Raw genomic sequence first — 23,561 nt, 5'->3', positions numbered from 1 at the left:
CAGTCGACTCAATCGCTTTGCAGTTCGAGACTGAATCGCGCCCCAAGGTTCAAGCCGAGGAGTGAGCACAAATGATCAAGTACGACTCGGTTGTCATTGGTCAGGAGATTGTCATCTCCCACGACGGCGGGCATTTCTCCGTGGTAGGAGTGGGGCGTGGTCGCGTGTGGCTCGACGTCGAGTTGGCAACCGGTGCCCGAGCTACCTTGGTATGTGCAGACCTACCCGTAGGTGTTGATCTTGAGCACTACGCGAAAACGAGCAGTGTGATGGCTCCGCCGCCCCTCGAATCGAAGCCGGTATGGCAGCCTTCCTGCTCACCGAGAACGGCAACGCGGCCGTCTGGGTCCGAGGGGTACGTTGACGGCACGCGGGCTTCCGGAGACCCTGGGTTACCGTGGCCACGCTTGGGCTTGGAACTCCTACTTCGTGTCGTCCCAGACCAAGTTGTTGTGCTCTGAGAGGCACGTAGTCCGGTCCTCTCGCGCTGAGGCTTCTGTCGGGGCCGCAGCGCGAAGATCTCTCGCAAACAAAGCAGAAAATGTCTCAACGGTGTGCGCCATCAGGTGTCTCCTGCCGGTTCATTGCAGAGAAGTCTTGCTATTGCACGCGACGCGGGCAATCCGATCGCGTCAGTGTATCCGTACCATTGGCCGTTCGGGTTGAGTTCCAAGAACCAGATGTCGCCATCCTGGTCGACCGCCAGATCCATGGCAGCGAATCGCAGATCGAGCAGGCGCATCAATGAGATCAACTGCTGGCAAAGGCTGTCGCCGAGGGCGATGGGTTTGTAGGTCGAGTGCTCTGGGCGTTGGAGCAGGCGCCAGTCAGTTTCGCTGCGGCCAACCTCCTCATTCCTTGGTACCTGTTCAGCCGCAAACACCTGATCGCCGATGCAGGTCACGCGGATCTCGCTCCGCTTGTTGATGTGGCGCTGGAGAAGAACTGGCTGGTGTGCGAGAAGACCGAAGCGTTCGAGGTGTTCGGGTTCGATCCTTGTGGTGGGGACGAAGAGCACCTGTCCATCGCGCGACAATTGCGGGGTCGACAGGGTCTTGAACACCGTTGGAGCTCGCCGGACGAAGCCCGCGGCCAGTGTCGCGTCAGAAGTGACGAGCGTACTTGGAACCTTTAATCCAACTTCTCTTGCGAGACGGAGTTGGAGGATCTTTCTGCCAGCACGATCCATAGCCGAAGGTGAATTGATCCATCTCTCACTTGAGAGCAATCCCGCAACGCCTGACAGCACCTCCTTTAGCTCGGCCTCGGCGTGTGCGCGTTGTGCGTCGTCCGTGATTTCGAATCTGAAAACGTTCGGGCGGCGATACCAAACTGAATCGACGGCGCGAAGGTCATGATCGACACCTTCGATCGACAGCACCGGCGCTCCAAACGATGTCCAGACCAGCCTTTGACTTCCGGATGAGAGCTTGTCGGAGTCCAACCGAATGACAGTCGCTCCAAGAGAACGTAGGTGATCGACAACGCTCTGCGTGTGTGATCCGTCGAGTGAATTCGTGAAGAGCAAGACGGTTGACAATTCCCGCTCATTACCTCTCTTGGGATCTAACTACTAGACGTGCTGGCGTACCCGAAGGGCCTCAGCCTATTGTCGTGTGGCGTACCTTGTCAGGCGACGACTTCGGCAAGATTGGTCCGCAAATTAACGGCCCTCAAGGCCCGGAAGGTCCGCACGATCAAGGCGTGCAAGGTCGAACTGTTCAGGTTGGACGCTGATCGGGCGGTGATGCTGCCGTTGCCGCCGATCGTACCGACTGTCGGGGAGGTGACCCGGGTCCGGTTGGGACGTGGCTATGTCGTTCGGGTCGGCAGCAGCGAATACTCGGTTGACCCGAACGTGATCGGTCGGTTCCTCGACGTCGACGCCGACATGGGCACCTTCTAGGTCCGCCATGAGGGCCGTCACGTCGCCGCCCACGGCCGGGTCTGGGCGCGCCAGATGACCCTCATCGACCCGGGACGCGTCGTGGCGGCGAAGGCCCTGCGGGAACAGTTCCAGCTGCCCCGCCCTGTGCCGGAACCCGATGAGGCGTCGATACGGGATCTGGCCGACTCCGACCGCGCGTTCGGGCTCATCGACGGCGGTCTCACCAGTCCCGAGGTGGCCTGATGAACGCCCAAGAAGACACCACCCAGCTCGTCCGAGGCCCTCAAGCAGATCACCTATCCGGCGGCGGTGAGACTCAGATTCCAAGTTCGAGACGCGCCACGTATGCACCTGTCTCTCTGAATCGCTTCAAAGCCAGACTCGTTTCCATACCCGGATGTGGGTAGCGAACCTGAAAGTTTCTTCCAACACGCGACCTTGCCAACTCGCCCTTGCCGGGCCGTTGGTCACGCCAGCCGAATCGGTTGATCCGGTCGAAACTGCGCAGGTCAGCGTCTGAACATGCCGCCAACTTGTCAAGGTTCGCGCCGAGCAGCTTCTCGGAACCAGATCGAGACTGCGGCTTTATGAAGCTGTACTCAACGTCGTAGTCCGCGTGGATCAACTCGCCGTCTGACTGCAACGCGAGCAGACGACCAGTTTCACGTCCCCACGTGTGATCTAGCTTTAGAAACCAGTTCCCCTCGTAGCGGTCAACGATGAGGATCCAGAAACTCGCAGTCCGGTCAGCGCCCTCCACGTTGGGAGCAACGAGGGCGGTTTGCCGTTGCTGTCCGCTGCCACCCGCTTCGCGAACCGTCTCAAGCGGACCGCATCGAAAGGTTCAACTTCATACGCACTCATGTCGATTGGTCCTGGCATGGTGTGAATCTAGTGTCCGGCCCGCTTGAGCGCGGCGTTCTCGCGCTTCAGCCGCTTCAACTCCGCCGACTTCATCGGACGTCACTCCGGCCGCCGACTCGCGTCGACCTCCGCCTGGCGGCACCACTTACGCACCGTCTCCGGCATGCCGACACCCAACAACTCGGCGACCTTGTCCATCGTCGCCCACTCCGACTGGTGATCGGCGCGGATCACGGTGACCATCCGGACCGCCCGCTCACGCAACTCGACCGGGTACATAATGGACGTTTTCCCTGACATGACTCAGCCTTCCCAAGGATCGAAGTCTCCGGACTCGCCGGGCGGTTCATCATCGCGGAACACTTGTGGATAGGGAGCAGGCATACAGACCCCTCTCCTCCTCTGAGGCCGCGCGCCAGAAGTCAATGGCACCTACGACTGCAGCGGACACCTAGGATTTGCCACAGTATTGGCTCCATCGCTTAGGCCGTCCGTCGTGCAATGGGAGTGCCCGCTATGTAGAAGTCGGTAAGCATCACGACTAGTTGTAGTAGCGGGGGATCTGACTGACTCGCTGTTCGAGCAAGCGCTTGAGTTGCATAGATGTTCCCGCCCAAGGATCTAATGGTCGACGAGGCGTGGGCCAGAACCCTTTGAAGTGCTCCCGCGCCTTGGCGTCGAAGCCACCCCCACCATTTCGCCATCGCCCGAGGTTGCCTCCACTCCAACGTGAGTCCATGAGCGAGGGCGCCCTGACGGAATCGATACGGACTGAACTCCCGGTTGGGTCGACTTCACCGAACCATTCGCCTTCGCCGAGTTGGCCGTCCAGGAAGAGGAGCAGACACTTGCCCTGACTCCACCCGTCGCGCATTCGCCCGTTCCGCGCAGCCCAACTTCCGGGTCGCGCCGGGTACCAAATCGCTTCGTAAACGTCGTAGGAGACAACCCAGTAGTTGGAACTCGCTCGTGAAGGAGGCAGCCCTGCACCTAACAACTCGCGCGCGACACGTTCACCGAACGCGGCGAGCCGTCGGGTGTCCGAAGAACCCGGAATCCACCCAGGAGGAATTAGACGACTGCTCTCCGACGGACCGCTACCAGCCGAACCTTTGCCGAACAGCGAGTTCCACAGACCCAATTTTCCGATTCCCCATTCCGATTCGGGTTGAACCGCCCCGGCGAGTCCGGAGAGTTTCTAGTTTGAGACTCCAGCGGGTGCTGGGGTCTGGTGGTGAGCGTAGTGAGCTTGCTCGGCTTCGATGGGGGTGAGGTCGTCGCAGTATTCGACGGGCGTCGGTGGTTGAACCAGTCGACCCATTCGGCGGTGGCGATCTCGAGGTCGTCGAACCCCTTCCAGGATCGGCGGGCTTTGACGAGTTCGGCCTTGTAGAGACCGATCACCCGATTCGGCCAGGGCGTTGTCGTGCGACGATCCGACAGCGCCGGTCGAGGGCTTGATCTCAGCTGTTGCCAGATGTTCGGAGTTGGCCACGGACAGGTATTGGCTGCCGTGGTCGTGGTGGGCGATCAGCCCGGTCAGGTCACGGCCGTCGCGGTGCCGGGTCCAGATCGCCTGCTCGACCGCGACGACGACGAACTGGCTGGTCATCGTGGTCGAGACCGCCCGGCCGAGTATCCGGCGGGCGTAGGCGTCGATCACGAAAGCGGTGTAGCACCAGCCCGACCGGGTCGAGCAGTAGGTGAGTCGGCCACCTAGAGCCGGTCCGGCGCCAAGGGCGCGAAGTTCCGGTCGACCAAGTCGGCCGGCTTCGGGGCCTTCGGGTCTCTGATAGCGGTGCGTTTGACCTTCCCACGGACCGCACCGGTGAGTCCGAGTTCACCCACTAGCCGCTCGACCGTGCACCGCGCGATCGGCGCCGCACCGGTGGGCCGTTGACGGTTCAGGGTCAGCCAGACCTTCCGGGCGCCATAGACGGGTCTGCAGTCCGACCGGCGAAGGACCAGCGGGATGCGAGTTTGGCTGATTACCGAAGACACCAAGATTGGCATCCCTAGGGGGCACACTTCGGGTCGAACGGGACTAAACGGTACGCAACGAGTGCTGGAATAGCAGTGATTATCGCGATAGGCGTTCGCGTGAGCGTGTCCGATGCCTGACTAGGCCGGGGAGCGACAGTCCCGCGCTTCAGGCCCGGGTGTCGGGAGGTTTCGGGCGGAACACTGCACGATCAGGTCGGCAGGACTCATGCGTTCGGGACTCGGAGGCATGGCTGTCGCTGCGTACATAAGTCCGCCGGGGGAACTATGTCTTGAAGAGCCAAGTTGAGAGCGGCGTGGACCGATAGATTCCGTGCCGGAGGCTTGTCGCCTCGTGAAAGCGCATGTGGACGTTCTGAAATGCGCCAGACCGGGCAGGAGCAACAATGCAGATGCAAGAAGTGGACTTCGACTCCCCAATGTTCACGGATCATCCAGCGGGGTGGAAGAGGCCGTCAGAAGTCGCCGTGTCCTTTGCGCTTGCTTGGGCACTCGAACTCAAGGAGAGGCAGCGGTTGTCGCCGTGGGACCCGTATGCACCAAGCGTCAACGATCGACTTCCCACCATGTTTCGATATGACACCTTGGGAAGACTCGTCGACGCGGGCGACCTCAGCACCACTGCGTATGACTTGGGTCCTGACCGCAGCCGCGTCGTTCGGCTCACAACCTTGTGTGGCGCTTGGCAACTGTTCGAGCTCCTTAACGAAAAGTGGAAGATTCGGCCTAATGATTTCGGCACTTTTGCAGACGTGACGTCTTTCGTTACCGGCGGCCTCGATCGACCGTCGCTCTATAGGGATCTGAGTGCCGACATCAGCAAGTGCCTACTCGCAATCCGAGTCCGGAGAGCGTACGTGCGGGAGGCGGAGCTCGATCTCGCAGAACTGTGGTTCGTCACTGGAAGCAGTGACTTGACCTTCGAGGATTCGAGCGGGAAACCCGCGCTCCTATTCCACTTCGCCGGACCGGATGCCGTCATCCCTCTTGGGCTCTACACTCATCAGTTCCTCACTTCAATCTGGTCAACTGCGCGGGTGACCGTAAACGAGTTGGGCGTTGACCGCATCCTCGCCCTCTACAGAGATCGAGTGGATTCCGTGCTCGACCTCCTGGAACGAGGCGGGCAGAAGGCCCAGGCTGCAGCGCAAGAATTGTCGCCATTGGAGTTCCGCTATTTCGACAACTGGCCGGGCTGGCGGGACGCGGACAGCGAATCCGCCGAGAGCACCGTGAAGAGCTCGGATTCCGGCAACTTGGCGGAGTACTTCCAGAATCGAGGAATCGCCATTGTCGACGACGGAACGCCCTTCTCAGAAGGATGACAAGCCAACGCGATCTTCGATTACATCGAGATCTTCCACAACCGACGCCGCCGCCAGTCCGCGCTCGGCTACCTGACCCCCGTCGGGTACGAACTACGCTCCGAACAAGACACCATCACCGCTGCCAGTTAGTTACCGCGACTGGAATCCAAATGGTGGGTCAGGTCAAGATGTCACCTATTCGTGCAGCAGACCCAGGCAGTTCATGGCCTCATCTGGCTCGCGTCTGGTCCGCTGCACGGGTAGGTGAGGCTGCCCCCCGATCGTTCAGCAGCCCAACCCGCTTATGTGATTCTGAACTCTGCGGCGGTGGCAAGCAGGAGAAGGTCTGCCAGCGATGCGACTTGAGAAGTGTCATGTGGCTCCATGAACAGCGATACGTCGGAGGCGATCTGGCGGTACTCCCTCGCAAACAAGCCCGCGGCGTATGTGGCGACGTCTGCTCCAGTGTCGTCCCACACATGCCGAATAAAACTGTCCGGCTGCTGACCCGCGACCACCCAAGCGATTACCGCCGGGTAGGGCACGCGATAGTCCGCGGCAAGGTGCGACAGACCTCGCACATACTCAGGCTGGACTCCCGATAGCAAAGCGTCGGCAACCTGCTTTGAATAGCCATCTTCGTAAAGAGGGGCGAGTGCATGGCGATACATCGTCCATACGACGTTGTTGCAAGTTCCGAACGATCTTGCCGAACCGTCCTGTTCTCCAAATGTTCGAGCGACCCCTTTGTAAACCCGCTGATGGAACTTAAGCATCTTCTTCTGATTGAACCCGGACACGCGAGGATCCTAGGAGGGTCCTGGTGTCTCCGGGGTCCAAATCGCGGCAGAAACTCCTGAACGACGGATTCGACGGCCTCGATCGGAGGCCCTCGCTGACGACGTGGTCTGCCACCGCGCGTTGAAATTCAGCCACACGATCGCCAGACGGAGGTGTCCGGGGGACAGGACGCAGAGGATCGCGGGCTGTTGGACCGACCCTTTCGCTGGTGGCTACGGTTTGGAAGCCGATTGGCCAGCAGCCGGAGTTGATGGCGTCCACGGGTGTTGGTGAGCGCCACGCCTCGTGCAGATCGGGCATCCAACCCTTTTGCTGCCTCAAGCTGAAGACTCTCAGGTTCGCCGTCCTGAGCACCGGGTCGCGCCCGCAGGCGCCTTTGGAACGGTGGCGGTTGCTTGTGGCCGCAAGATCCACAGGTCGCGAAGATGGCGATTCCTCGGTGAGCGTTGGATGATCTGGTCGTGAGGATCGATACCGCATACGACTTCAGGACCGACGCTGGTGGGCGAGATCCTGACTCCCACAGCCCCACACTTCGCGAGTATCACCAGTTCCTCTGGAGCAAGCCGCTGCCGAACGGGAGGCCCTTCGACCTGCTCACGACTACTCCGGGCGTCTATCTGCACCACGCGTCCGAGCTCGGAGAGTTTTGGTTGTCGAGCGATGCGGTCATGGCCACCCTCCGAGGACGTGTCAGCACGATCGTCGCGCAACTACCGGAGGCCACGGTGGAAGACTTCAACGCGGTCGGCTACACGATCGGTGGGATGATGATCTGGCCGTCGAACCGCGTCGACGGCAAGCAGACGATCAATGGTGCACGGGGATTCAACCGCAGCATCTGCGACAGGTTCGATCTGACAATCGAGTGCATCAGGCGCCACTACGCGGGTGACCGGAGCCCGCTTGCTGAGGTCTTGGCGAGGTACCGCGACCTTTTTGCCCTGTTCGGTGACTTCGCTGGCTTCATTGACTTCTTCGTGCTCCAGGATGCGGTCGAACGCGACGGGACCGTACGGTACTTCACCGACGGATTCGACGAATTCAACACCTCGGCAGTACCGGCGACGGTCCCTGAGTACCTCGAGTACCGCCAAAGAAGCATCGAGTTCATCCACGCAAGGAATGAACGCATCGCCGCACTATCCCGCTAAGCCCGACCGGCAACATCGGCGGACACGCGTCTCAGGCCGAGTATCACCCGGCCTTGGTGACGATCCAAACCACGATCCCGGCCCCTGCGTTGTGTCCTATGGGGGCGGCTCGCCCGGTTTTCCCGGCGTGGTGCGCATCAACAATGTCAACGGTTCGGCTGTCGACAAGGGCTTCTTGCTATTTATCCGTGACGCGTCGCCATCTCTTCAAGCCTGGGGGCTGCGGCTAGTCTGGAGGCGGAAGTACCAAGATCGGTGCCCCCTCAGGGGGCACATTTCGGGTCGAACCGGATGTAACGGTAGGCAACGGTTGCTGCAATTGCAACGAAGAAGGCCGTAGGCCTCGCGTGAGCGGGGCGGTTTTCCGGTTCAAGTCCCCCCTCGGACACAGATGAAAGCCCCTCCAGTTGGAGGGGCTTTCGCCTTTTTCAGCTGCTATGAGGGGTCTTCACTGGTGGCCGCATTGCCCGCGGCGGGGCCAGCGTCCCGGTCGGGGGTGTCGTCGGCGACCTGAGATGCGCTGGCGAGCGCGGGGAGACGGCCGTCGCCGTAGGTGGCGCGGATGTCCGAGACGACGATGCGGTAGCCGTCGTACCAGCGCTCCACCTGGCCCTTCGCCTCGCGGTGCTGGGGAAAACGTCCGAGCATCGCCACGGACTTGCGGTCGGCGAAGTAGTACATCGCGTTGACGACGTCACCTTCGGGGGAGAGCCACGTCTCGACGCGGTCGAAGCCGGGAAGGCTCCGGGCGTAGTCGTCGATCTGGCCGTCGAGGCGGTGGAACTCGTCGTCGTACGTACCGGGCTTGAAGATGAACTGGCAGCAGATCACGGGCGGGACTCCTGGAACGTTGAGTGGATCGAAGCGGTGCGGGTTCAGGCAGGTGTGGTTGCGAGAAGGCGGGTAGAGACCCGGAGGTCGCGACTGAGGCCGCGGAGGTGGGCGACCAGATCGTTGCCGGCCGCGATCAGTTGGGCGTCGGTCATCGGGGCGAGGGCGTCGAGTATGAACAGCGCCGCCGTGGTGTCGGCGGTCAGCTGGGTGCGGCGACCCTGGCGCCAGTTCCAGCGACGGCAGGTGACGCCTGCGTCATCGGCCCACACGACCTCGCCGACCTCGGAGTGCTCGACCACGGGCTCGCCGTTCGCGGACGTGTCGAACACCTCCGCCCCGGTGGCGCGCACGAGACGCGGAGGTCCGACGTAGGCGGTCAGATCCTCCCCGCCGAGTGGAACTTGGTGGATGACGCTGACCGCGTTGTAGATGTCAGTGAGCTGATTCACCCTCGGCAGACCAGCCTCCGCCCGCCGCAAGAGCGCCTCGAGGCTGTTGCGGGTGCGTTGCGGCTTCGCACCGAACGCCCGGTACGCGTCCCTCCACGCAGCCACGTGGGGCGTCTCCTCGACCGGTGTCTCGACGAGAAGGTCGGCGGCCGTCTTCTCGGCGCGGGCCAGCAGACTCTCCGCGGTCGGGTAGTCGGCGTGGCTGGGGGAAGCAGGCAAGCCGTCGACGGCGATGAGGAGTGCCCGGTAGTCCGGTCGCAGCGCGCTCACGGTTTCGTCGATCGTCGCGCCCGCAAGGAACGCCTCGAGGTCAACGGGGTCGGTCGGTGCATCAGTCATGGTGGGCCTCGGACTTCGCGCTCGCACCGACCCCGGGCTCGAACACGGTGAGGGAGAATCTGGCTGGCAGCGTGCCCTCGTTGGCGTAGGAATGCGGGACGTCGCTGGCGAATGAAATGGCGTCGTCGACCTCGAGGACCTCGGTCTGGTCGCCGACGGTCATGGTGACGGTGCCCTCTCGAACCTGCAGGATCTCCTTCGTGCCGGGCACGTGGGCCTCGCTGTCGTGCCGGTCACCCGGCGCGAGCGTCCAGTCCCACAGTTCGAGGATGTCCGGCGGCGTGGTGCCTGCCAGCAGAACCCCGCGGCCCCCGCCCTCGCCGGTCCACAACGCGGGGGCGGTGCCTGCGCGGACGACTCTGACGGGCTTAGTCTGCGGGACAGCGACCAACGCCTGCAATCCAATGCCAAGGGCGTCGCTGAGCCGCAGCAGTGTGGTGATGCTCGGGTTCGCGGTGCCCTGTTCGACGTTGATGAGCATGCGGCGACTCACGCCCGACTTCTCGGCGAGCTGGTCCAGAGTCCACTCACGCGCCTGGCGCTCGGACCGCACCTTCCCGCCGATGGCCGCCGAAAGTTCGCTCGCATTGCTGTCGTCCACAAGTGCAGTATAATGCATTATTAGTGCAACACGGGCCGCATGTGAGTATCGCGAGAGGCCTTCCCGTGAGCGGAGCCGTTTACTGGTTGCCCGAGCCGGGGGTAGGTCTCGACGATCCAGGAGAGCGTTCCCGTCAGCCAATCGACCATGCGCCGCAGACCATTCAGCCGCCGGGTCCTCACGACTTCGAGAAGATCGTCGCGCGGACCGGTGAACGTCCGCTCACCCCACCCCGCTCCCGCCCATAGGGTGGGCATCGTGGAACCCTGGGGTGCGGATCTGTTCGGCGAACCATGCCGCGAATGCGGCTTCGGTTGGTCGATCACACCGCACGATGCAGTCGCCTGGGTGCGCGGCTTCGAGGAACACGCTCGGCAAGCGACCGGCTCCTTGACCGGCGGGGAACGCCTCGACGGCTGGTCGGCCGCCGAGTACGTCTCCCATGTGGGCGACAACCTCCGCCAATGGGCCGAGCGGATCCAAGCTGCGCGATTGGCCGGGCAACTCGATGTCGCCGGATACGACCCTGATGCGTTGTGCGAAGCGAGGGGCTACGCCTCCATCCCGCTCGACGTCGGGATGTGGTCGGCGGGCAATGCCGCGGAGCGATGGGCGGATGTGCTGACAGCGGCACTCGATGAGGGAGTGGAGTTGCAGCACTCCACGCGAGGACTCCAGCGTGCGGAGGACGTCGCGCGCAACAATTGCCACGACGCCTACCACCACATCTGGGACATCCAGCGAATCGCTGCAGCCTCCGCCGCTAGCGGCAGTTGATAGCCGTCCGCTGTCAGGGGTGGCCGTTGCCTGTCAGGCCGGACTTCCCTCGTCGCTGGCACGCGTTCAGGGCCTACGAAGCCAGGTCTGGCGATGAGAGCGACGAATAAGTCGATGGCGAAGGACGATGCAGACGCGGCTCGGGCCGGGTTCACCCAGTTGCCCGAGGGCGCGTTCCTGCCTTCACTCGCCTGAGTCACCCTCGATGACGACCACCGCGTACTGGTCGTCGAGGCGGACGTCGACGGTCGAGCCGTCGGTCTTGGTCACTTCGACCTCGTAGGTGGCGCCGTCCTCGTTGTCGGTCTCGACGCTGTTGACCGTGCCGCCGTGGGTCGCCTTCAGCGCGGCCTCCTTGGCAGCCTTGGCCTGGGCCGGCGTGTACTGGTGGCTCTCGGGGCCGTCATCGTCACCGCCGGTCGCCACAGCGACGCCGCCAGCGGAAACGGCGAGCACAGCGCCCGTCGCCGCGCCTCCGATCAGGAGTCTCCTTCGCATTCAACTCACCTGCTTTCATCCTCTGTTCCCACTGTGCCCCAGCCCAACTGAAGCCACCCTGAAGGGCCTGTCGCCGGATCGAGATTCAGTCGACGTTCAGCGCACGTTCAGCGATCCTGTGCGACCCTCGGTCACATGCGGATCCTCGTGGTTGAGGATGACAAACACCTCGCGTCAACGTTGCGCCGCGGCCTCGCCGGCGAGGGGTACGCGGTCGATGTCGCCCTGACGGGAACCGACGGTGAGTGGTACGCCGCCGAGAACAGTTACGACCTCCTGATCCTGGACGTCATGCTCCCCGGCCTGGCGGGTGACGCACTGTGCTCCCGGCTGCGCGACGTCGGCGACTGGACACCCATCCTGATGCTGACGGCACGCGCCAGCGAGGACCAGGAGTCCCGCGCCCTCGACGCCGGCGCCGACGACTTCCTGGCCAAGCCGTTCTCGTTCACGGTGCTCACCGCGCGGATCAGGGCCTTGATGCGTCGAGGACGGCCGGAGCGCCCCACGATCATCGAGGTCGGGGACCTGCGCCTCGACCCCGCCTCCCACACCGTCACGAGGTCCGGCGTCGCGATTCCGCTGACCCCGCGACAGTTCGCGCTCCTGGAATTCCTCATGCGCCGCGCCGGGGACGTCGTCCCCAAGTCGACGATCCTGGAGCACGTCTGGGACTTCGCCTTCGAGGGCAGCGCGAACATCGTCGAGGTGTACGTCCGGCAACTCCGTCAACAGATCGACGAGCCGTTCGGCCGGCAGTCGCTGCAGACCGTGCGACTCGTCGGGTACCGCCTCGTCGACGATCGAGACGACCTGCCATGAAGGGCCGGCTGACCCTGAGGATGCAGGCCACCCTCCTCGGCACCTGCATCACCGCCGCGGTCCTCGTGCTGGGTGCGGTGCTGCTCGTGCGCACCCTCGAACAACACCTGATCTCGTCCGGCGACGAACTGTCCCAGTCCCGCGTGCGAGACCTCCTGGCGACGGCCACCGACGGGGGAGTGCCCGCCCGCTTGGACAACGTGGACGACAACGGCATGGCCCAGGTCGTCGACGCATCGGGCACGGTCCTCGCCGCCTCACCGAATGTTCGTGGACGCGCCCCGATCACCACCGAACGAAGCTCCACGATGACTCACCTGACCCTCCTTGGACCCGACGACGAGGAGACCGAGACGTACCGGGTCTGGTTCCGGACGGCGCCACTCGGCACCGGCAGCGTGACCGCCTACGTCGGGGACAGCCTGGAGTCGGCCCAGGAGGCATCCGCCACGCTGCGCAGGTCGCTCTGGGTGGCCGTCCCCGTCGCCACGGGTGCGTTCGCCCTGCTGATCTGGTGGCTGCTCGGGCAGGCGCTCAAGCGCATCGACGCGATCCGGACGCAGGTCGAGCAGATCTCCGCCGAGAACCTGGACGAGCGCGTCCCCGCCGGTCGCGCGAACGACGAGGTGGGCAAGCTCGCGCGGACCATGAACTCGATGCTCGATCGGCTCGAGACGTCGCAACAACGCCAGCTCGACTTCGTGGCAGACGTCTCCCACGACCTGCAAAGTCCCCTGGCCGTCCAACGTGCCGCGCTGGAGGTCGCGTTGCAGGAGTCCGACCGGGTCGACACCGTCGGGCTGCGCCGCGATGTCCTCGGCGCGACCAACGAGATGGAGATCCTCATCGCCGACCTCCTGACGGTCGCTGCGCTCGACGCCACCACGCCCCGCGCGGCACAGCCGATCGACCTCGACCAGATCGTCGCCGAGGAGGTCACGCGCGCCCGAGCGACCTCCTCCGTCCGCCTCGAGGCGACACTGGAACCCGCTCCGGCGTACGCGAACGCCAACGACGTGCGCCGTATCGCCCGCAACCTCATCGACAACGCAGCCCGCCATGCGTCGACGAGCGTCCACATCCGGGTCAGCGCCGCAACGTCCGAGACCGGAGCGGAGTTCGATGTGGTCGACGACGGGCCCGGTGTGGCTCCCGAGGACGCATCGAGGATCTTCGAGCGCTTCTACCGCGCGAACGAACACCGCACGCCCGGCAGCGGCAGCGGTCTCGGGCTGACCATCGCGCGAGGGCTCGCGCTCGGCAACGGGGGCAATCTCGAGCTGTTGGGAGCAGACGCCGGGGCACACTTCAGGTGCACCCTTCCCGGTCCGCTCAGGCCCTCGTGATCGGTGGATCCACCCCCACCCATCGGATTCGGCAGACGACCCACCGGTGAGGGGTTTTGTGATTGCCGCCGAACTCCCTAATATCAGTGGGTGTCGGCAGGCCGCGCAACGCGGCCTTGGCCCCTCATCTGGTCACCAGATTCGAGGCTGCTCGAGTGGTTCACTCGATCAGCCCACCGCCGCGGAGGTTTCGAGCGGCGATCTCGGACAGGGCCGAGTGTGCTGCCGTCACGGCGCGGACAGCGCGTAGTCAGAGGAGAGAAGTTTGGCCAGTCGAGGCCGGCGTCAGTCGAGTTCACCCGGGGCGGGCTCCCGGAACCAGCGCGGTGGACGTCCCCGCGAGAACGACGGCATCATCCCGGTCCTCGCGCGCGCCGTGCGCGAGGTCGAGGCGGGCGCCCAACGTGGTCGCGCGAGTGCGTCGGTCCGGACGAAGTTCCAGACCGTCGCCCAGTTGGCGCGCGAGGAGCGCACGCGGGTCAAGAACGCCACGACCTTGACCGAGTCCCAGCGCGCCGAACAGCTCAAGCGCCTCGACGGCATCGGGACGATCCTGGCGAAGTCGGCCGCCCTCGACACGTCGCTGCTCACGCTGCTCGCCGAGGACGCCGAGGTGTCGGATGCGTCCAAGGAGCTCAGGCGCAGCATGCTCAAGGCGGCAGGGCTCGACGTCCCCGTCGAACCGGAGCCGTCGATCGAGGAGGCCCCCGCGCCGGCCGCCCCCTCCCGCCAGGTGGTTCCGCAGTCGGTCATCTCCCGGCGGCTGTCCGATCCCTTCCTCGCGCCGCAGTTCGAGACCGTCGAACCCCGGACGCCCGCGCCCCGGCGGCTGGCCACGTGGGAACTGATCGGACCGCTGCTATCCTCCTTCGAGCGGGCCGCCAGCGGCTCGGCCGCCTGCATGGACCTGCCCGAACCGACGCCCATCCGGGTGCCCGACGGTCTGACGCTGATGCACCACCAGGCCGAGCTCGTCTCCGCGGCCGCGGCCGGACACCGCACCTTCCTGCTCGCCGATGAGCCCGGCCTGGGCAAGACCGCGCAGGCCTTGCTCGCCGCGCAGGCCGCCAATGCGTACCCACTGCTCGTCGTGGTCCCGAATGTCGTCAAGTCCAACTGGGCCCGTGAGGCCGAGATGTGGACCCCCCAGCACGCGTCCACCGTGATCCACGGAGACGGCGACACGATCGACGGCTTCGCCGACATCGTCATCGTCAACTACGAGGTGCTCGACCGGCACGTCGGCTGGCTCGGCGACCTCGGATTCCGCGGCATGGTCCTCGACGAGGCGCACTTCATCAAGAACAAGTCGTCGCAGCGCTCGCAGCACGTCCTGCAGTTGTCTGAGCGCATTCGCTCTCGCACGCCCCGCCCGCTGCTGATGGCGCTGACCGGCACCCCGCTGATCAACGACATCGAGGACTTCCGGGCCATCTGGCAGTACCTCGGCTGGATCGACGAGAAGAAGCCGCGCCCCGAGCTGCTCCACTCCCTCGAGGAGACCGGGCTGACCCCGATCGACCCCGGGTTCTTCCCGGCCGCGCGCGCCCGCGTCATCGACATGGGCATCGTGCGCCGCCGCAAGGTCGACGTGGCTGCCGACATCCCGGCCCGTCGGATCGCCGACCTTCGCGTCGAGCTCGACGACGAGGCAGGACGATCGATCCGGGCCGCCGAGCGCGAACTCGTCCGCCGGTTGGTGTCGCGGTACGAGCGAGCCCTCGAGGCCCGTGCGCCCGGTGAGGTGCACGAGGGCATCGACCACGACCTCGTGCGCAGGATCGCCGCCTGGGAGCGGGAGGAGTCCGCGAAGACCGAGGAGAACGTGTTCGCCATGATGCGCCGCATCGGCCAGGCGAAGGCAAGCCTCGCGGCCGACTACACGGCGCAACTGGCACACAGCGTCGGCAAGGTCGTCTTCTTCGCCAAGCACGTCGACGTGATGGACGTGGCCGAGAAGACCTTCGCGGACCGGGGCATCCGGTACTCGTCGATCCGTGGCAACCAGACGCCGTCGGCACGGCAGAAGAGCATCGACGCGTTCGTCAACGATCCTGACGTGTCGATCGTGGTCTGCTCGCTGTCGGCTGCGGGCGTGGGAGTCAATCTGCAGGTCGCGTCCGACATGGTGCTCGCCGAGCTCTCCTGGACCGACGCGGAGCAGACCCAGGCCATCGACCGGGTCCACCGCATCGGTCAGGCGGAGCCGGTGACCGCGTGGCGGATCATCGCCTCACGGACGATCGACACCAAGATCGTCGAGCTCATCGACAGCAAGGCCGGCCTCGCCGCCCGCGCGCTCGACGGCTCCGACGTGGAGGTCCTCGAGTCCGCCGACCTGCAGCTCGAGACGCTCGTCGCGATGCTCACCGACGCGCTGTCGGCCGCTGGTTCCTGACCCAAGGGTCACGTCTGGGTCGAGCTGGTGCCGTCGGGGTTCGACGAGGCGCCGTCCGACGCGTCGGCGGGAGCCTCGGCATCCAGGTCGGCCGTCGGGTTCTTCGTCCTGCGGCGGACCCACCACACCTGCGCGGCCTTGGCCGATCCGAGGATGGCGGCGATGAAGATCGCGGTGACCACGCCACCGACGTCCAACAGCTCGGACGAGCGGCGGTACCACGGTGGTTGCTTCTCGACGGCCACCTCGATCGAGCGGTCGAACGTGCGGCTGCTCAGCGGGAGGTCGTCCAGTTCGACGACCAAGGTCAGCCGCAGCGTCTGCACGCCGCCGGTCCGGGGAGTCACCCGCCAGACCCATTCGGTCACGCCGTCGACCAGTTGGAGCCGGTCGCTCAACGGCTGCGTCTCGAAGCCCGCGCCCCGGAGCTCGCCGCGCATGTACGTACCGACGGGGAGTTCCTCGGTGATCACCGGATTCGGGCCCGGCAGCGCCTCCAGCGACGGCGTCACCGTCGCGGTGCCGCGTTGGACCCGCGCGGTGACCTCGAACGCCTCGTCCACGCGCGCCCGGGTCGGTGGGTTGTAGGCGATCAGACCGTCCTCGAGCTCGCGCTGGGCCACCTGCTCGTACCGCTCGCGCGAGCTCGGCGCCTCACTCGACGGGGCCGCGCTCGGCAGCGGGGGAGGTTCCCCGGCGGTGGGCGGCTCGGATGCCGTGATCGGCGCGGTAGGAGCCGGAGCGGCATCGTCCTGGTCGGGGCGGAACAGCGCGACAACGGCCAGTACCAGGATCACCGCCGCCGCGGCGATCAGCAGGCCGGGTCTCGTCCTCCCGTGAGCGCGATCGACTCTTCCCATCTTGGCTCGCCTTCCCCTGGGATCACGGTAGCGGCTCAGGCGCCCACCACGGATCCCCGAAGCCGCCTGTACACCACAGGAGGCCCCGGCCTGCAGTTCGAGACGCTCGTCGCGAGGCTCACCGAAGCGCTGTCGCGCCCCGTCCAGATCGCACTGGACCTGCGCCGAGCCCGGCTGGGAGGATGTCGCCGACTACGCACTCGAGTGGCGGTGGCCCACACGGTGCCCGCCAACCAGGTCGAAACCAGCCTGGAACGTCCCTAGGAGTCCCGTGACAGACCGCGCGCGTCTCACCCACATCGGCGGACCCACCCTTCTGATCGAGGTGGCCGGTTGGCGGATCCTCACGGACCCGACGTTCGATCCTCCGGGCCGCACCTACTCGTTCGGGTGGGGCACCTCCTCGGAGAAGGTCGTCGGACCAGCCGTCGAGCCGGGCGACCTCGGCGACGTCGATCTCGTCCTGCTGAGCCACGATCACCATGCCGACAACCTGGACGACGCGGGGCGCGCGATGCTGGCGCAGGTTCCGGTGACGCTGACAACACGAAGCGGCGAGCGACGGCTGGGATCGCCCGCGGTCCGAGGTCTCGCCGCCTGGCAGACGACGACGGTCGAGGCACCGGGCAAGCCCGCGCTGACGGTCACGGCCACCCCGTGCCGCCACGGTCCTCCGCTGAGCCGTCCTGTCAGCGGTGACGTCATCGGGTTCGACTTCACGTGGGAGGGCAAGGAGACGCCGGGCTCGTTCTGGATGACGGGCGACACCGTCCTCCACGGCGCCCTGCGTGACGCCGCAGACCGGTTGGAGGTGGACACGGCCCTCATCCACCTCGGCTCGGTCAGTTTCCCCCTCACCGGACCGCTGCGCTACTCGATGAGTGGGCAGGACGCGATCGAGCTGATCGATCGGCTTCGACCGCGGGTCGCCGTGCCGGTCCACTTCGAGGGCTGGTCACACTTCTCCCAGCAGGAGCGAGCCCTTCACGCGGTACTGGACGCCGCACCGGCCGACGTCTCGAGCCGGCTGACCTGGTTGGAGCGCGGCACTCCCACCGTGATCCCCGGGCACCTCGACTTCTGACCACGGCTCGAAGACGACAGACGGCCCCGACCGGCAGCGGTCGGGGCCTTCTGTCGTTGCGGTCAGCGCGGCGGTGCCTCGCCGCGAGCGCGGCTGCCCATCATGAGCGAGAGCACGAGGCCCAGGACGCCGACGGCCATGAGGATGTACCCCGCCGTGACGAGGTCGACGCCGTTGATGGCGTCCTGCACCGCGAACGCGAGGATCGCGCCGATGGCCAGCAGGAAGAGTGATCCGCCGATGTACATGTCAATCCCTCCGTACTGCGGTCGTGTACCGCTTAGGGCACGAACCTGACACAGAATCGGGCACTCCGCATTGCGAGGGCGCGGGAGGCGGTCACTCGTCCTGCTCGACCCACGCCTCGCTGCCGGGGTCGGTCGAGTCCAGGGTCACCGCGCCCCATTCGCCCAGCTCGAAGGTGATCGGCTCGTCCAGGTCGACCTCTGCCGGCAGGATGAGCGCCGACGACGTCGGCACGAAGTCCATCGTGGCGGGGACGCCCTCCTGCGCGGCGACATCGACCGTGACCGTCTGACCCTCGGCCGAGACCTTCCGGACGACCGCGGGATTGGTGCTGCTGCCGTAGGCCACGACCCAGATCAGTCCGGGCTCGTCGCCGGCGACCACTCCGGCCGGGGAGTTCTCGCCGCCGCTGGATCCCTCGGGCAGGCCGCGCACCGGTGCTGGCGTCGCCGTCGGTCGCGCGGCCGCATCGTCGTCGTCCGGGCTCGCGCAGCCGGACATCGCGGTCAGCAGGAGGAGAGGTAGGACCAGCAGCTGGACGAAGCGGCGCACAAGGACTCCTCGGATCGGCACTGGCAGCAAGACTGCCATGCGGCCAGGGATCAGACCGGCAGCAACCGCGTGACGAAGTGGGTCAGCTGGTCGACGTTCGCGCACTCGTGCATCGGCACGACCTCGGCGTACGTCTTGGCCTCCGAGTCGCCCAACCCCCAGCGGGAGTGGTGCTCGGGGTTGAGCCAGAACGTGCGACGTGACCGGGCGGCGATCTCGTGCAGGGCGTCGAGCCGCGGATTCTGGTTGTTGTTGCGGGCGTCACCGAGGATCAACACGGCGGACCGCGGCCCCACGGCGTCGAGGAAGAACTCGCGGAAGTCCAGGAAGGCCTCGCCGTAGTCGCTGCTCGTGTGCCACTTCGTGATCCGGGCCTCGTCGCGGATGCGGGGTTCGATGTCGGCGCCGCCGGACAGCGCACCGTCCTTGACGATGTCGGTCACCTCGGCCATCGCGTTGACGAACGCGAACACGCGGACCTTGCTGAACTGCGAGCTCAGCGCCTGCACGAGCAGCATCGTGAAGCTCGAGAAGCCAGCCACGGACCCCGACACGTCGCACAGCAGGACGAGCTCGGGACGCGAGGGACGCGGCCGCTCGTAGACCGGGCGCATCGGCACCCCGCCCGTGCCCATCGCGCGTCGCAGCGTCCGACGCATGTCGATCCGTCCGCGTCGGCGGCGGCGCCGACGGGCGGACAGCCGCGTCGCCAGCACCCGCGCGAGCGGCTGCACCGAGCGCCGCAGCTCCTCGAGCTGCTGACGATTCGCGCTGAGGAAGTCGATGCGGTCCGAGCCGGTCCGCACGGCGTGCCGCGTCACGACGTCGCGACCGCGCAGTTCCGCGGTGCGGCGCCTCGCCTCGTTCTGGACCATGTCGCGGAACGCGTCGATGGCCTGGCGCACCTCGTCCCGGGCCAGCCGGTCGGTGAACTGCGTACCGAGTCCCTGACCGCCCTGGCCCGAGCCACCGCCGGGACGCATCGCCATCGCCGCCGCGATGAGCGTCTGCGGCTGCAGGCGGTCGATCGTCTGATAGGCCGACCAGCCGGCCGTGTCGGTGCCGGGCTGGCCCACCTGACCGAGCACGTCGACCGCGATCTCGGCGATCTGCGCCAGGGTGCGCGGGTCGCGCTCCATCAGCGCCATCAGCAGCAGGTCCCGCAATTGCTGGACGTCGAGGTCCTCCTCGGCCGCGCGGGCGGCCTCGGTCGCGCCCACGCCCATCGGGAAGTAGAGGTCGAAGGTCTGGTCGAACACGTCACGCTGACCGCCTCGGCGCACGAGCGCCGCTGCGAGCCCCTCACGCAGCAGCTCCCGGTCGTCGAGACCGAGCACGCGCATCACGTCGGCGGCGTCGATCGACTCGCTCGGGCCGGCGTTGATGCCCTTCGTGCGCAGGGCCTCGACGAACTCGACGAGGCGGGTCGCGACGGTGGACTCGGCGGTCATGACAGGACGGCGTCCAGGTCCAGCTTCGCGCGGGCCTTGTCAATGTCGTCGGTGTGCTTGAGGATCACGCCGAGGCTCTCCGAGACGACCTGCTCGGAGAGCGAGTCGGCGCCCAGTGCCACCAGCGTGCGTGCCCAGTCCAGCGTCTCGGAGACCGACGGCGCCTTGCGCAGCGGCATGGCGCGCAGGGCGTTGACGACCCGGACGACCGACTCGGTGAGCGTCGCGTCCAGATCGGGCACCTTGAGGGCCACGATGTCGCGCTCGAGCTCGGGCGACGGGAACTCGATGTGCAGGAACAGGCAGCGGCGGCGCAGCGCCTCCGACAGCTCGCGGGTCGCGTTGGACGTCAGGACCACGAACGGCCGATGGGTGGCGGTGACCGTCCCGAGCTCGGGGATCGTGATCTGGAAGTCGCCGAGCACCTCGAGCAGCAGTCCCTCGATCTCGACGTCGGCCTTGTCGGTCTCGTCGATGAGCAGGACCGTCGGGCCGTCGTTGCGGATCGCGGTCAGCAGCGGGCGGGGGAGCAGGAACTCCTCGGAGAAGATGTCCGACTTCGCCTCGTCCCACGTCTCGTCCTGGCCCGCGGTGATCCGCAACAGCTGCTTGGCGTGGTTCCACTCGTAGATCGCGCGCGCCTCGTCGACGCCCTCGTAGCACTGGAGCCGTACGAGTTCGGCGCCGCAGGCATGTGCAACGGCCCGCGAGAGCTCGGTCTTGCCGACGCCCGCGGGTCCCTCGACGAGCAGCGGCTTGCCGAGCTCGCTGGCCAGGAACACGGTCGTGGCGATCGCGTCGGACGCCAGGTATCCGGCGGTCGCGAGGCGATCCTTGACGTCGGCGACCGAGGAGAAGGGCATCGAGGCCTTGTTGAACATGGGTTCAATCTACGCTGGTGCCATGCCGTGGTCACACGTGCGGGTGTCGTCCCGCCTTCGCGCCGAGGACGCCTTCGCGCGGGTCACCCGCTGGGAGGACCATGCCGTGCCCTTCACGCGCGTCCGCCGGACCGAGGACGGCTTCGTCGCGCGCACGGCGATCGGACCGGTCGGGTTCGACGATCCGATGCGCATCACGGCCTGGGAGCCACCGCGCCGCGTGAGGATCGAGAAGCTCGGACGCGTGGTGCTCGGGCGCGCCGAGATCGAGGTGGCGGCGACCGACGACGGCTGCGTCGTCACATGGCACGAGCAGATCCGGGTGCGCGGCGTGCCCGGCCTGTTCGATCCCGTGGTGCGCCGGGCGGCCAGTGCCATGCTCCGGCGGATCCTGCAGCGCCTGCTCGCCTAGGCTGGGGCCATGTCCGATCACGCCGTGTCCGAAGTCGTCGACCTGTGCCGCGACCTCATCCGGATCGACACCTCGAACTTCGGTGACGGCTCAGGTCCCGGCGAGCGCGCTGCCGCCGAGTACGTCGCCGCCTCGCTGGCCGAGGTCGGCATCGAGTCGACGATCGTCGAGTCCGAACGCGGCCGCGCGAGCGTCCTGGCCCGTTGGGGCGACCAGGACTCCGATCGCCCCGGGCTCGTGATCCACGGTCACCTCGACGTCGTGCCCGCCCAGGCGGACGACTGGTCGGTCGATCCGTTCGCGGCCGAGATCGTCGACGGCTACGTCGTGGGTCGTGGCGCCGTGGACATGAAGGACTTCGATGCGATCCTGCTCGCCGTCGTCCGCGAGCGTCAGCGGACCGGTCGGATCCCCGACCGCCCGATCACCCTCGTGTTCACCGCTGACGAGGAGGCCGGCGGCGTGCTCGGCGCGCACTGGCTCGTCGAGCAGCACCGCGAGTGGTTCGACGGCTGCACCGAGGCGATCGGCGAGGTCGGCGGCTTCTCCACCGAGGTCGCCGGGCGTCGGCTGTACCTCCTGGAGTCGGGCGAGAAGGGGATCGCGTGGCTGCGGCTGACCGCCACCGGGACGGCCGGCCACGGTTCGATGCGCAACGACGACAACGCGCTGGTGCATCTCGCCGAGGCCCTCGTGCGGCTCGGTGAGCACACGTGGCCCGCGGAACCCGGGCCGTCGATGCAGCTGCTGCTGGACAAGGTCCGCGAGCTGACCGGTGCCGACGGCACCCCTGACGAGCTGCTGGAGCACTTCGGGCCCGCCGTGCGCATGATCGGCGCGGGGCTGCGCAACTCGACAAACGCGACGATGCTGCGCGCCGGCTACAAGCACAACGTCGTCCCGGGCGAGGCCGTCGCGTTCGTCGACGGACGCCAGCTGCCCGGTCACGAGCACGACTTCGTCGCCCGGATCCAGCAGATCGTGGGCGACGGGGTGCGCGTCGAGCCGCACCACGAGGACATCCCCCTGGAGTACGCCTTCGAGGGAGACCTCGTCGACGCGATGACGGTGTCGTTGCTCAAGAACGATCCGGAGGCGCACGTGGCGCCGTTCCTGATGTCGGGCGGCACCGACGCGAAGGCGTGGCACAAGCTCGGCATCACGTCCTACGGATTCACCCCGCTGCGACTGCCCGCCGACCTCGACTTCACCGCCCTGTTCCACGGTGTCGACGAGCGCGTCCCGATCGACGCCCTCGAGTTCGGCACGCGGGTGCTGGACGACTTCCTCGACCTGGCCTGAGGCAGGCATACGACGCCCACACCTGGGTACGCGCCCACCACAGTCAACACGAGTGGGGGTGGTCTCGATGGCCAGCAAGATGTCGTTCCTCGTCGGAATGGGAGCCGGGTACGTGCTGGGTGCGCGGTCCGGACGCGAACGGTACGACCAGATCGTCGACCGGGTCCAGCAGCTGTGGCAGGACCCGCGGGTCCAGGACGCTGCGGACAAGGTCCACCACGCTGCCCGGGAGGCGACGGACCGGACCGGTGCGCATGGTCAGGAGGCCGCCTCGTGAGCCAGGCGGAGGGGACGGCTTCGACGGGTGAGCTGATCTCTCGACTCTCGACGGAGGTCTCCACCCTCGTGCGAGAGGAGCTCCGGCTCGCGCAGCTGGAGATGGCGGGCAAGGCGAAGCAGGCGGGGGTCGGCGCCGAGTTGATGGGCGCCGCCGCACTGCTCGCGCTGTACGGCCTCGGCGCCGTGATCGCGGCATGCGTACTCGCCCTGGCGCTCGCGCTCGACGCGTGGGCGGCGGCACTCATCGTGGGCGCCGCGCTGCTGGCAGTGGCCGGGGTCGTCGCGTTGATCGGGAAGAACCGCGTCGGCCGGGCCGGCTCGCCCGTCCCTGAGCGGACCGTCGAGAGCGTCAAGGCCGACGTCGATGCCGTGCGGCACCGGGGAGCGGCTCACGAGTGATCGGCGGGGGAGCGAG

Annotated in this window: 27 protein-coding genes and 2 pseudogenes; 14 read left to right on the top strand and 15 right to left on the bottom strand. The window is 66.4% G+C overall.

All coding sequences use genetic code 11. The annotated features are described in order from the left end of the window. Window positions 1-562: 562 nt before the first annotated feature. On the bottom strand, window positions 563-1,528 hold the full coding sequence (locus ACT26F_RS06035; protein WP_471671658.1) for an MvdC/MvdD family ATP grasp protein: 966 nt from the start codon (window positions 1,526-1,528) through the stop codon (window positions 563-565). A gap of 51 nt (window positions 1,529-1,579) precedes the next feature. Here ACT26F_RS06035 and ACT26F_RS06030 point away from each other — a divergent pair, with 51 nt between their 5' ends. Both ACT26F_RS06030 and ACT26F_RS06025 read left to right on the top strand, forming a co-directional pair. Beyond that, window positions 1,580-1,906, top strand: coding sequence for a Mu transposase domain-containing protein (locus ACT26F_RS06030; protein WP_471669600.1), 327 nt, complete (start codon window positions 1,580-1,582; stop codon window positions 1,904-1,906). Window positions 1,907-1,960: 54 nt separating this feature from the next. Then, window positions 1,961-2,131 (top strand): hypothetical protein, encoded by a 171-nt coding sequence (locus ACT26F_RS06025; RefSeq protein ID WP_471669599.1) that lies wholly within the window; start codon window positions 1,961-1,963, stop codon window positions 2,129-2,131. 73 nt (window positions 2,132-2,204) lie between these two features. Here the strand turns inward: ACT26F_RS06025 and ACT26F_RS06020 are convergent, their stop codons facing one another. The 4 genes and pseudogenes from ACT26F_RS06020 to ACT26F_RS06005 all read right to left on the bottom strand — a co-directional run bounded on the left by ACT26F_RS06020 (window position 2,205) and on the right by ACT26F_RS06005 (window position 4,765). Further along, window positions 2,205-2,648 carry a hypothetical protein gene (locus ACT26F_RS06020; RefSeq protein WP_471669598.1) on the bottom strand — a complete coding sequence of 148 codons (444 nt, stop codon included), beginning with the start codon at window positions 2,646-2,648 and terminating at the stop codon, window positions 2,205-2,207. Window positions 2,649-2,788: 140 nt separating this feature from the next. Beyond that, a pseudogene (locus ACT26F_RS06015) lies at window positions 2,789-3,052 on the bottom strand (IS3-like element IS987 family transposase); the annotation flags it as partial. Between the two features lie 898 nt (window positions 3,053-3,950). Beyond that, a pseudogene (locus ACT26F_RS06010) lies at window positions 3,951-4,445 on the bottom strand (DDE-type integrase/transposase/recombinase); the annotation flags it as partial. 23 nt (window positions 4,446-4,468) lie between these two features. Beyond that, window positions 4,469-4,765 carry an IS3 family transposase gene (locus ACT26F_RS06005; protein WP_471669596.1) on the bottom strand — a complete coding sequence of 99 codons (297 nt, stop codon included), beginning with the start codon at window positions 4,763-4,765 and terminating at the stop codon, window positions 4,469-4,471. Between the two features lie 389 nt (window positions 4,766-5,154). Here ACT26F_RS06005 and ACT26F_RS06000 point away from each other — a divergent pair, with 389 nt between their 5' ends. After that, complete coding sequence (locus tag ACT26F_RS06000) at window positions 5,155-6,078, top strand: hypothetical protein (protein ID WP_471669595.1); 924 nt, start codon at window positions 5,155-5,157, stop codon at window positions 6,076-6,078. A gap of 12 nt (window positions 6,079-6,090) precedes the next feature. Further along, window positions 6,091-6,210: an IS3 family transposase gene (locus tag ACT26F_RS05995; protein ID WP_471671657.1), complete on the top strand. Its 120-nt coding sequence runs from the start codon at window positions 6,091-6,093 to the stop codon at window positions 6,208-6,210. Between the two features lie 152 nt (window positions 6,211-6,362). Here the strand turns inward: ACT26F_RS05995 and ACT26F_RS05990 are convergent, their stop codons facing one another. Further along, window positions 6,363-6,860, bottom strand: coding sequence for a hypothetical protein (locus ACT26F_RS05990; protein ID WP_471669594.1), 498 nt, complete (start codon window positions 6,858-6,860; stop codon window positions 6,363-6,365). A gap of 462 nt (window positions 6,861-7,322) precedes the next feature. Between ACT26F_RS05990 and ACT26F_RS05985 the strand changes: the two genes are divergently transcribed. Next, entirely contained in the window at window positions 7,323-8,015 is a 693-nt protein-coding gene (locus ACT26F_RS05985) for a DUF6994 family protein (RefSeq protein ID WP_471669593.1), read from the top strand. Between the two features lie 435 nt (window positions 8,016-8,450). Here ACT26F_RS05985 and ACT26F_RS05980 read toward each other — a convergent pair whose 3' ends face one another. Genes ACT26F_RS05980 through ACT26F_RS05970 form a run of 3 tightly spaced genes read right to left on the bottom strand, consistent with a single transcriptional unit; the run spans window position 8,451 to window position 10,256 of the window. Beyond that, a complete protein-coding gene (locus ACT26F_RS05980) occupies window positions 8,451-8,846 on the bottom strand; it encodes a hypothetical protein (protein WP_471669592.1) in 396 nt (131 codons plus the stop codon). A 44-nt stretch (window positions 8,847-8,890) separates the two neighbouring features. Beyond that, window positions 8,891-9,637, bottom strand: coding sequence for a B3/B4 domain-containing protein (locus ACT26F_RS05975; RefSeq protein WP_471669591.1), 747 nt, complete (start codon window positions 9,635-9,637; stop codon window positions 8,891-8,893). Continuing rightward, complete coding sequence (locus ACT26F_RS05970) at window positions 9,630-10,256, bottom strand: helix-turn-helix domain-containing protein (RefSeq protein WP_471669589.1); 627 nt, start codon at window positions 10,254-10,256, stop codon at window positions 9,630-9,632. Before ACT26F_RS05970 ends, ACT26F_RS05975 begins: the two co-directional genes overlap by 8 nt. A 240-nt stretch (window positions 10,257-10,496) precedes the next feature. Between ACT26F_RS05970 and ACT26F_RS05965 the strand changes: the two genes are divergently transcribed. Further along, window positions 10,497-11,015: a hypothetical protein gene (locus tag ACT26F_RS05965; protein WP_471669588.1), complete on the top strand. Its 519-nt coding sequence runs from the start codon at window positions 10,497-10,499 to the stop codon at window positions 11,013-11,015. A 183-nt stretch (window positions 11,016-11,198) separates the two neighbouring features. On the opposite strand, the gene ACT26F_RS05960 is transcribed toward ACT26F_RS05965, so the two are convergent. Continuing rightward, a complete protein-coding gene (locus ACT26F_RS05960) occupies window positions 11,199-11,513 on the bottom strand; it encodes a PepSY domain-containing protein (RefSeq protein WP_471669587.1) in 315 nt (104 codons plus the stop codon). Between the two features lie 135 nt (window positions 11,514-11,648). Here ACT26F_RS05960 and ACT26F_RS05955 point away from each other — a divergent pair, with 135 nt between their 5' ends. The 3 genes from ACT26F_RS05955 (at window position 11,649) to ACT26F_RS05945 (ending at window position 16,079) form a co-directional block, all read left to right on the top strand. Continuing rightward, the gene (locus ACT26F_RS05955) at window positions 11,649-12,335 is read left to right on the top strand and encodes a response regulator transcription factor (protein WP_471669586.1); all 687 of its coding nucleotides are present in this window, start codon (window positions 11,649-11,651) and stop codon (window positions 12,333-12,335) included. Continuing rightward, window positions 12,332-13,681, top strand: coding sequence for a sensor histidine kinase (locus tag ACT26F_RS05950; protein ID WP_471669585.1), 1,350 nt, complete (start codon window positions 12,332-12,334; stop codon window positions 13,679-13,681). The genes ACT26F_RS05955 and ACT26F_RS05950 overlap by 4 nt, the downstream gene beginning before the upstream one ends. A 265-nt stretch (window positions 13,682-13,946) precedes the next feature. Continuing rightward, window positions 13,947-16,079 carry a DEAD/DEAH box helicase gene (locus ACT26F_RS05945; protein WP_471669584.1) on the top strand — a complete coding sequence of 711 codons (2,133 nt, stop codon included), beginning with the start codon at window positions 13,947-13,949 and terminating at the stop codon, window positions 16,077-16,079. An 8-nt stretch (window positions 16,080-16,087) separates the two neighbouring features. Here ACT26F_RS05945 and ACT26F_RS05940 read toward each other — a convergent pair whose 3' ends face one another. Further along, window positions 16,088-16,939, bottom strand: a complete 852-nt coding sequence (locus ACT26F_RS05940) for a hypothetical protein (RefSeq protein ID WP_471669583.1) — start codon at window positions 16,937-16,939, stop codon at window positions 16,088-16,090. Between the two features lie 271 nt (window positions 16,940-17,210). Here ACT26F_RS05940 and ACT26F_RS05935 point away from each other — a divergent pair, with 271 nt between their 5' ends. After that, window positions 17,211-18,023 carry an MBL fold metallo-hydrolase gene (locus ACT26F_RS05935; protein ID WP_471669582.1) on the top strand — a complete coding sequence of 271 codons (813 nt, stop codon included), beginning with the start codon at window positions 17,211-17,213 and terminating at the stop codon, window positions 18,021-18,023. 62 nt (window positions 18,024-18,085) lie between these two features. On the opposite strand, the gene ACT26F_RS05930 is transcribed toward ACT26F_RS05935, so the two are convergent. The 4 genes from ACT26F_RS05930 to ACT26F_RS05915 all read right to left on the bottom strand — a co-directional run bounded on the left by ACT26F_RS05930 (window position 18,086) and on the right by ACT26F_RS05915 (window position 21,153). Continuing rightward, entirely contained in the window at window positions 18,086-18,271 is a 186-nt protein-coding gene (locus ACT26F_RS05930) for a DUF6458 family protein (RefSeq protein ID WP_471669581.1), read from the bottom strand. Window positions 18,272-18,362: 91 nt separating this feature from the next. Continuing rightward, window positions 18,363-18,821: a hypothetical protein gene (locus ACT26F_RS05925; RefSeq protein ID WP_471669580.1), complete on the bottom strand. Its 459-nt coding sequence runs from the start codon at window positions 18,819-18,821 to the stop codon at window positions 18,363-18,365. A gap of 50 nt (window positions 18,822-18,871) precedes the next feature. Then, window positions 18,872-20,272, bottom strand: a complete 1,401-nt coding sequence (locus ACT26F_RS05920) for a VWA domain-containing protein (protein ID WP_471669579.1) — start codon at window positions 20,270-20,272, stop codon at window positions 18,872-18,874. Continuing rightward, on the bottom strand, window positions 20,269-21,153 hold the full coding sequence (locus tag ACT26F_RS05915; RefSeq protein ID WP_471669577.1) for an AAA family ATPase: 885 nt from the start codon (window positions 21,151-21,153) through the stop codon (window positions 20,269-20,271). Before ACT26F_RS05915 ends, ACT26F_RS05920 begins: the two co-directional genes overlap by 4 nt. A gap of 22 nt (window positions 21,154-21,175) precedes the next feature. On the opposite strand from ACT26F_RS05915, the gene ACT26F_RS05910 reads away from it, so the two are divergent. The 4 genes from ACT26F_RS05910 to ACT26F_RS05895 all read left to right on the top strand — a co-directional run bounded on the left by ACT26F_RS05910 (window position 21,176) and on the right by ACT26F_RS05895 (window position 23,545). After that, a complete protein-coding gene (locus ACT26F_RS05910) occupies window positions 21,176-21,565 on the top strand; it encodes an SRPBCC family protein (RefSeq protein WP_471669576.1) in 390 nt (129 codons plus the stop codon). A gap of 9 nt (window positions 21,566-21,574) precedes the next feature. Next, entirely contained in the window at window positions 21,575-22,867 is a 1,293-nt protein-coding gene (locus ACT26F_RS05905; protein ID WP_471669575.1) for a M20/M25/M40 family metallo-hydrolase, read from the top strand. A 67-nt stretch (window positions 22,868-22,934) separates the two neighbouring features. Continuing rightward, window positions 22,935-23,144, top strand: coding sequence for a hypothetical protein (locus ACT26F_RS05900; RefSeq protein ID WP_471669574.1), 210 nt, complete (start codon window positions 22,935-22,937; stop codon window positions 23,142-23,144). Then, window positions 23,141-23,545: a phage holin family protein gene (locus ACT26F_RS05895; RefSeq protein ID WP_471669572.1), complete on the top strand. Its 405-nt coding sequence runs from the start codon at window positions 23,141-23,143 to the stop codon at window positions 23,543-23,545. Before ACT26F_RS05900 ends, ACT26F_RS05895 begins: the two co-directional genes overlap by 4 nt. Window positions 23,546-23,561 lie beyond the last annotated feature (16 nt).

The organism is Aeromicrobium sp. SP1, assembly GCF_055663785.1.
Note: the sequence above shows the minus strand (reverse complement) of the source record. Positions and strands in the feature narration are given on the sequence as shown.

Excerpts from the sequence above, each read along its gene's own strand:
- ACT26F_RS05900 (WP_471669574.1), top strand. The coding sequence starts at position 22,935 with ATGGCCAGCAAGATGTCGTTCCTCGTCGGAATGGGAGCCGGGTACGTG.
- ACT26F_RS05950 (WP_471669585.1), top strand. The coding sequence starts at position 12,332 with ATGAAGGGCCGGCTGACCCTGAGGATGCAGGCCACCCTCCTCGGCACC.
- ACT26F_RS05905 (WP_471669575.1), top strand. The coding sequence starts at position 21,575 with ATGTCCGATCACGCCGTGTCCGAAGTCGTCGACCTGTGCCGCGACCTC.
- ACT26F_RS05930 (WP_471669581.1), bottom strand. The coding sequence starts at position 18,271 with ATGTACATCGGCGGATCACTCTTCCTGCTGGCCATCGGCGCGATCCTC.
- ACT26F_RS05920 (WP_471669579.1), bottom strand. The coding sequence starts at position 20,272 with ATGACCGCCGAGTCCACCGTCGCGACCCGCCTCGTCGAGTTCGTCGAG.
- ACT26F_RS05960 (WP_471669587.1), bottom strand. The coding sequence starts at position 11,513 with ATGCGAAGGAGACTCCTGATCGGAGGCGCGGCGACGGGCGCTGTGCTC.
- ACT26F_RS05955 (WP_471669586.1), top strand. The coding sequence starts at position 11,649 with ATGCGGATCCTCGTGGTTGAGGATGACAAACACCTCGCGTCAACGTTG.
- ACT26F_RS06025 (WP_471669599.1), top strand. The coding sequence starts at position 1,961 with ATGACCCTCATCGACCCGGGACGCGTCGTGGCGGCGAAGGCCCTGCGG.
- ACT26F_RS05910 (WP_471669576.1), top strand. The coding sequence starts at position 21,176 with ATGCCGTGGTCACACGTGCGGGTGTCGTCCCGCCTTCGCGCCGAGGAC.
- ACT26F_RS05940 (WP_471669583.1), bottom strand. The coding sequence starts at position 16,939 with ATGGGAAGAGTCGATCGCGCTCACGGGAGGACGAGACCCGGCCTGCTG.
- ACT26F_RS05970 (WP_471669589.1), bottom strand. The coding sequence starts at position 10,256 with ATGCATTATACTGCACTTGTGGACGACAGCAATGCGAGCGAACTTTCG.
- ACT26F_RS05975 (WP_471669591.1), bottom strand. The coding sequence starts at position 9,637 with ATGACTGATGCACCGACCGACCCCGTTGACCTCGAGGCGTTCCTTGCG.
- ACT26F_RS06005 (WP_471669596.1), bottom strand. The coding sequence starts at position 4,765 with ATGCCAATCTTGGTGTCTTCGGTAATCAGCCAAACTCGCATCCCGCTG.
- ACT26F_RS05915 (WP_471669577.1), bottom strand. The coding sequence starts at position 21,153 with ATGTTCAACAAGGCCTCGATGCCCTTCTCCTCGGTCGCCGACGTCAAG.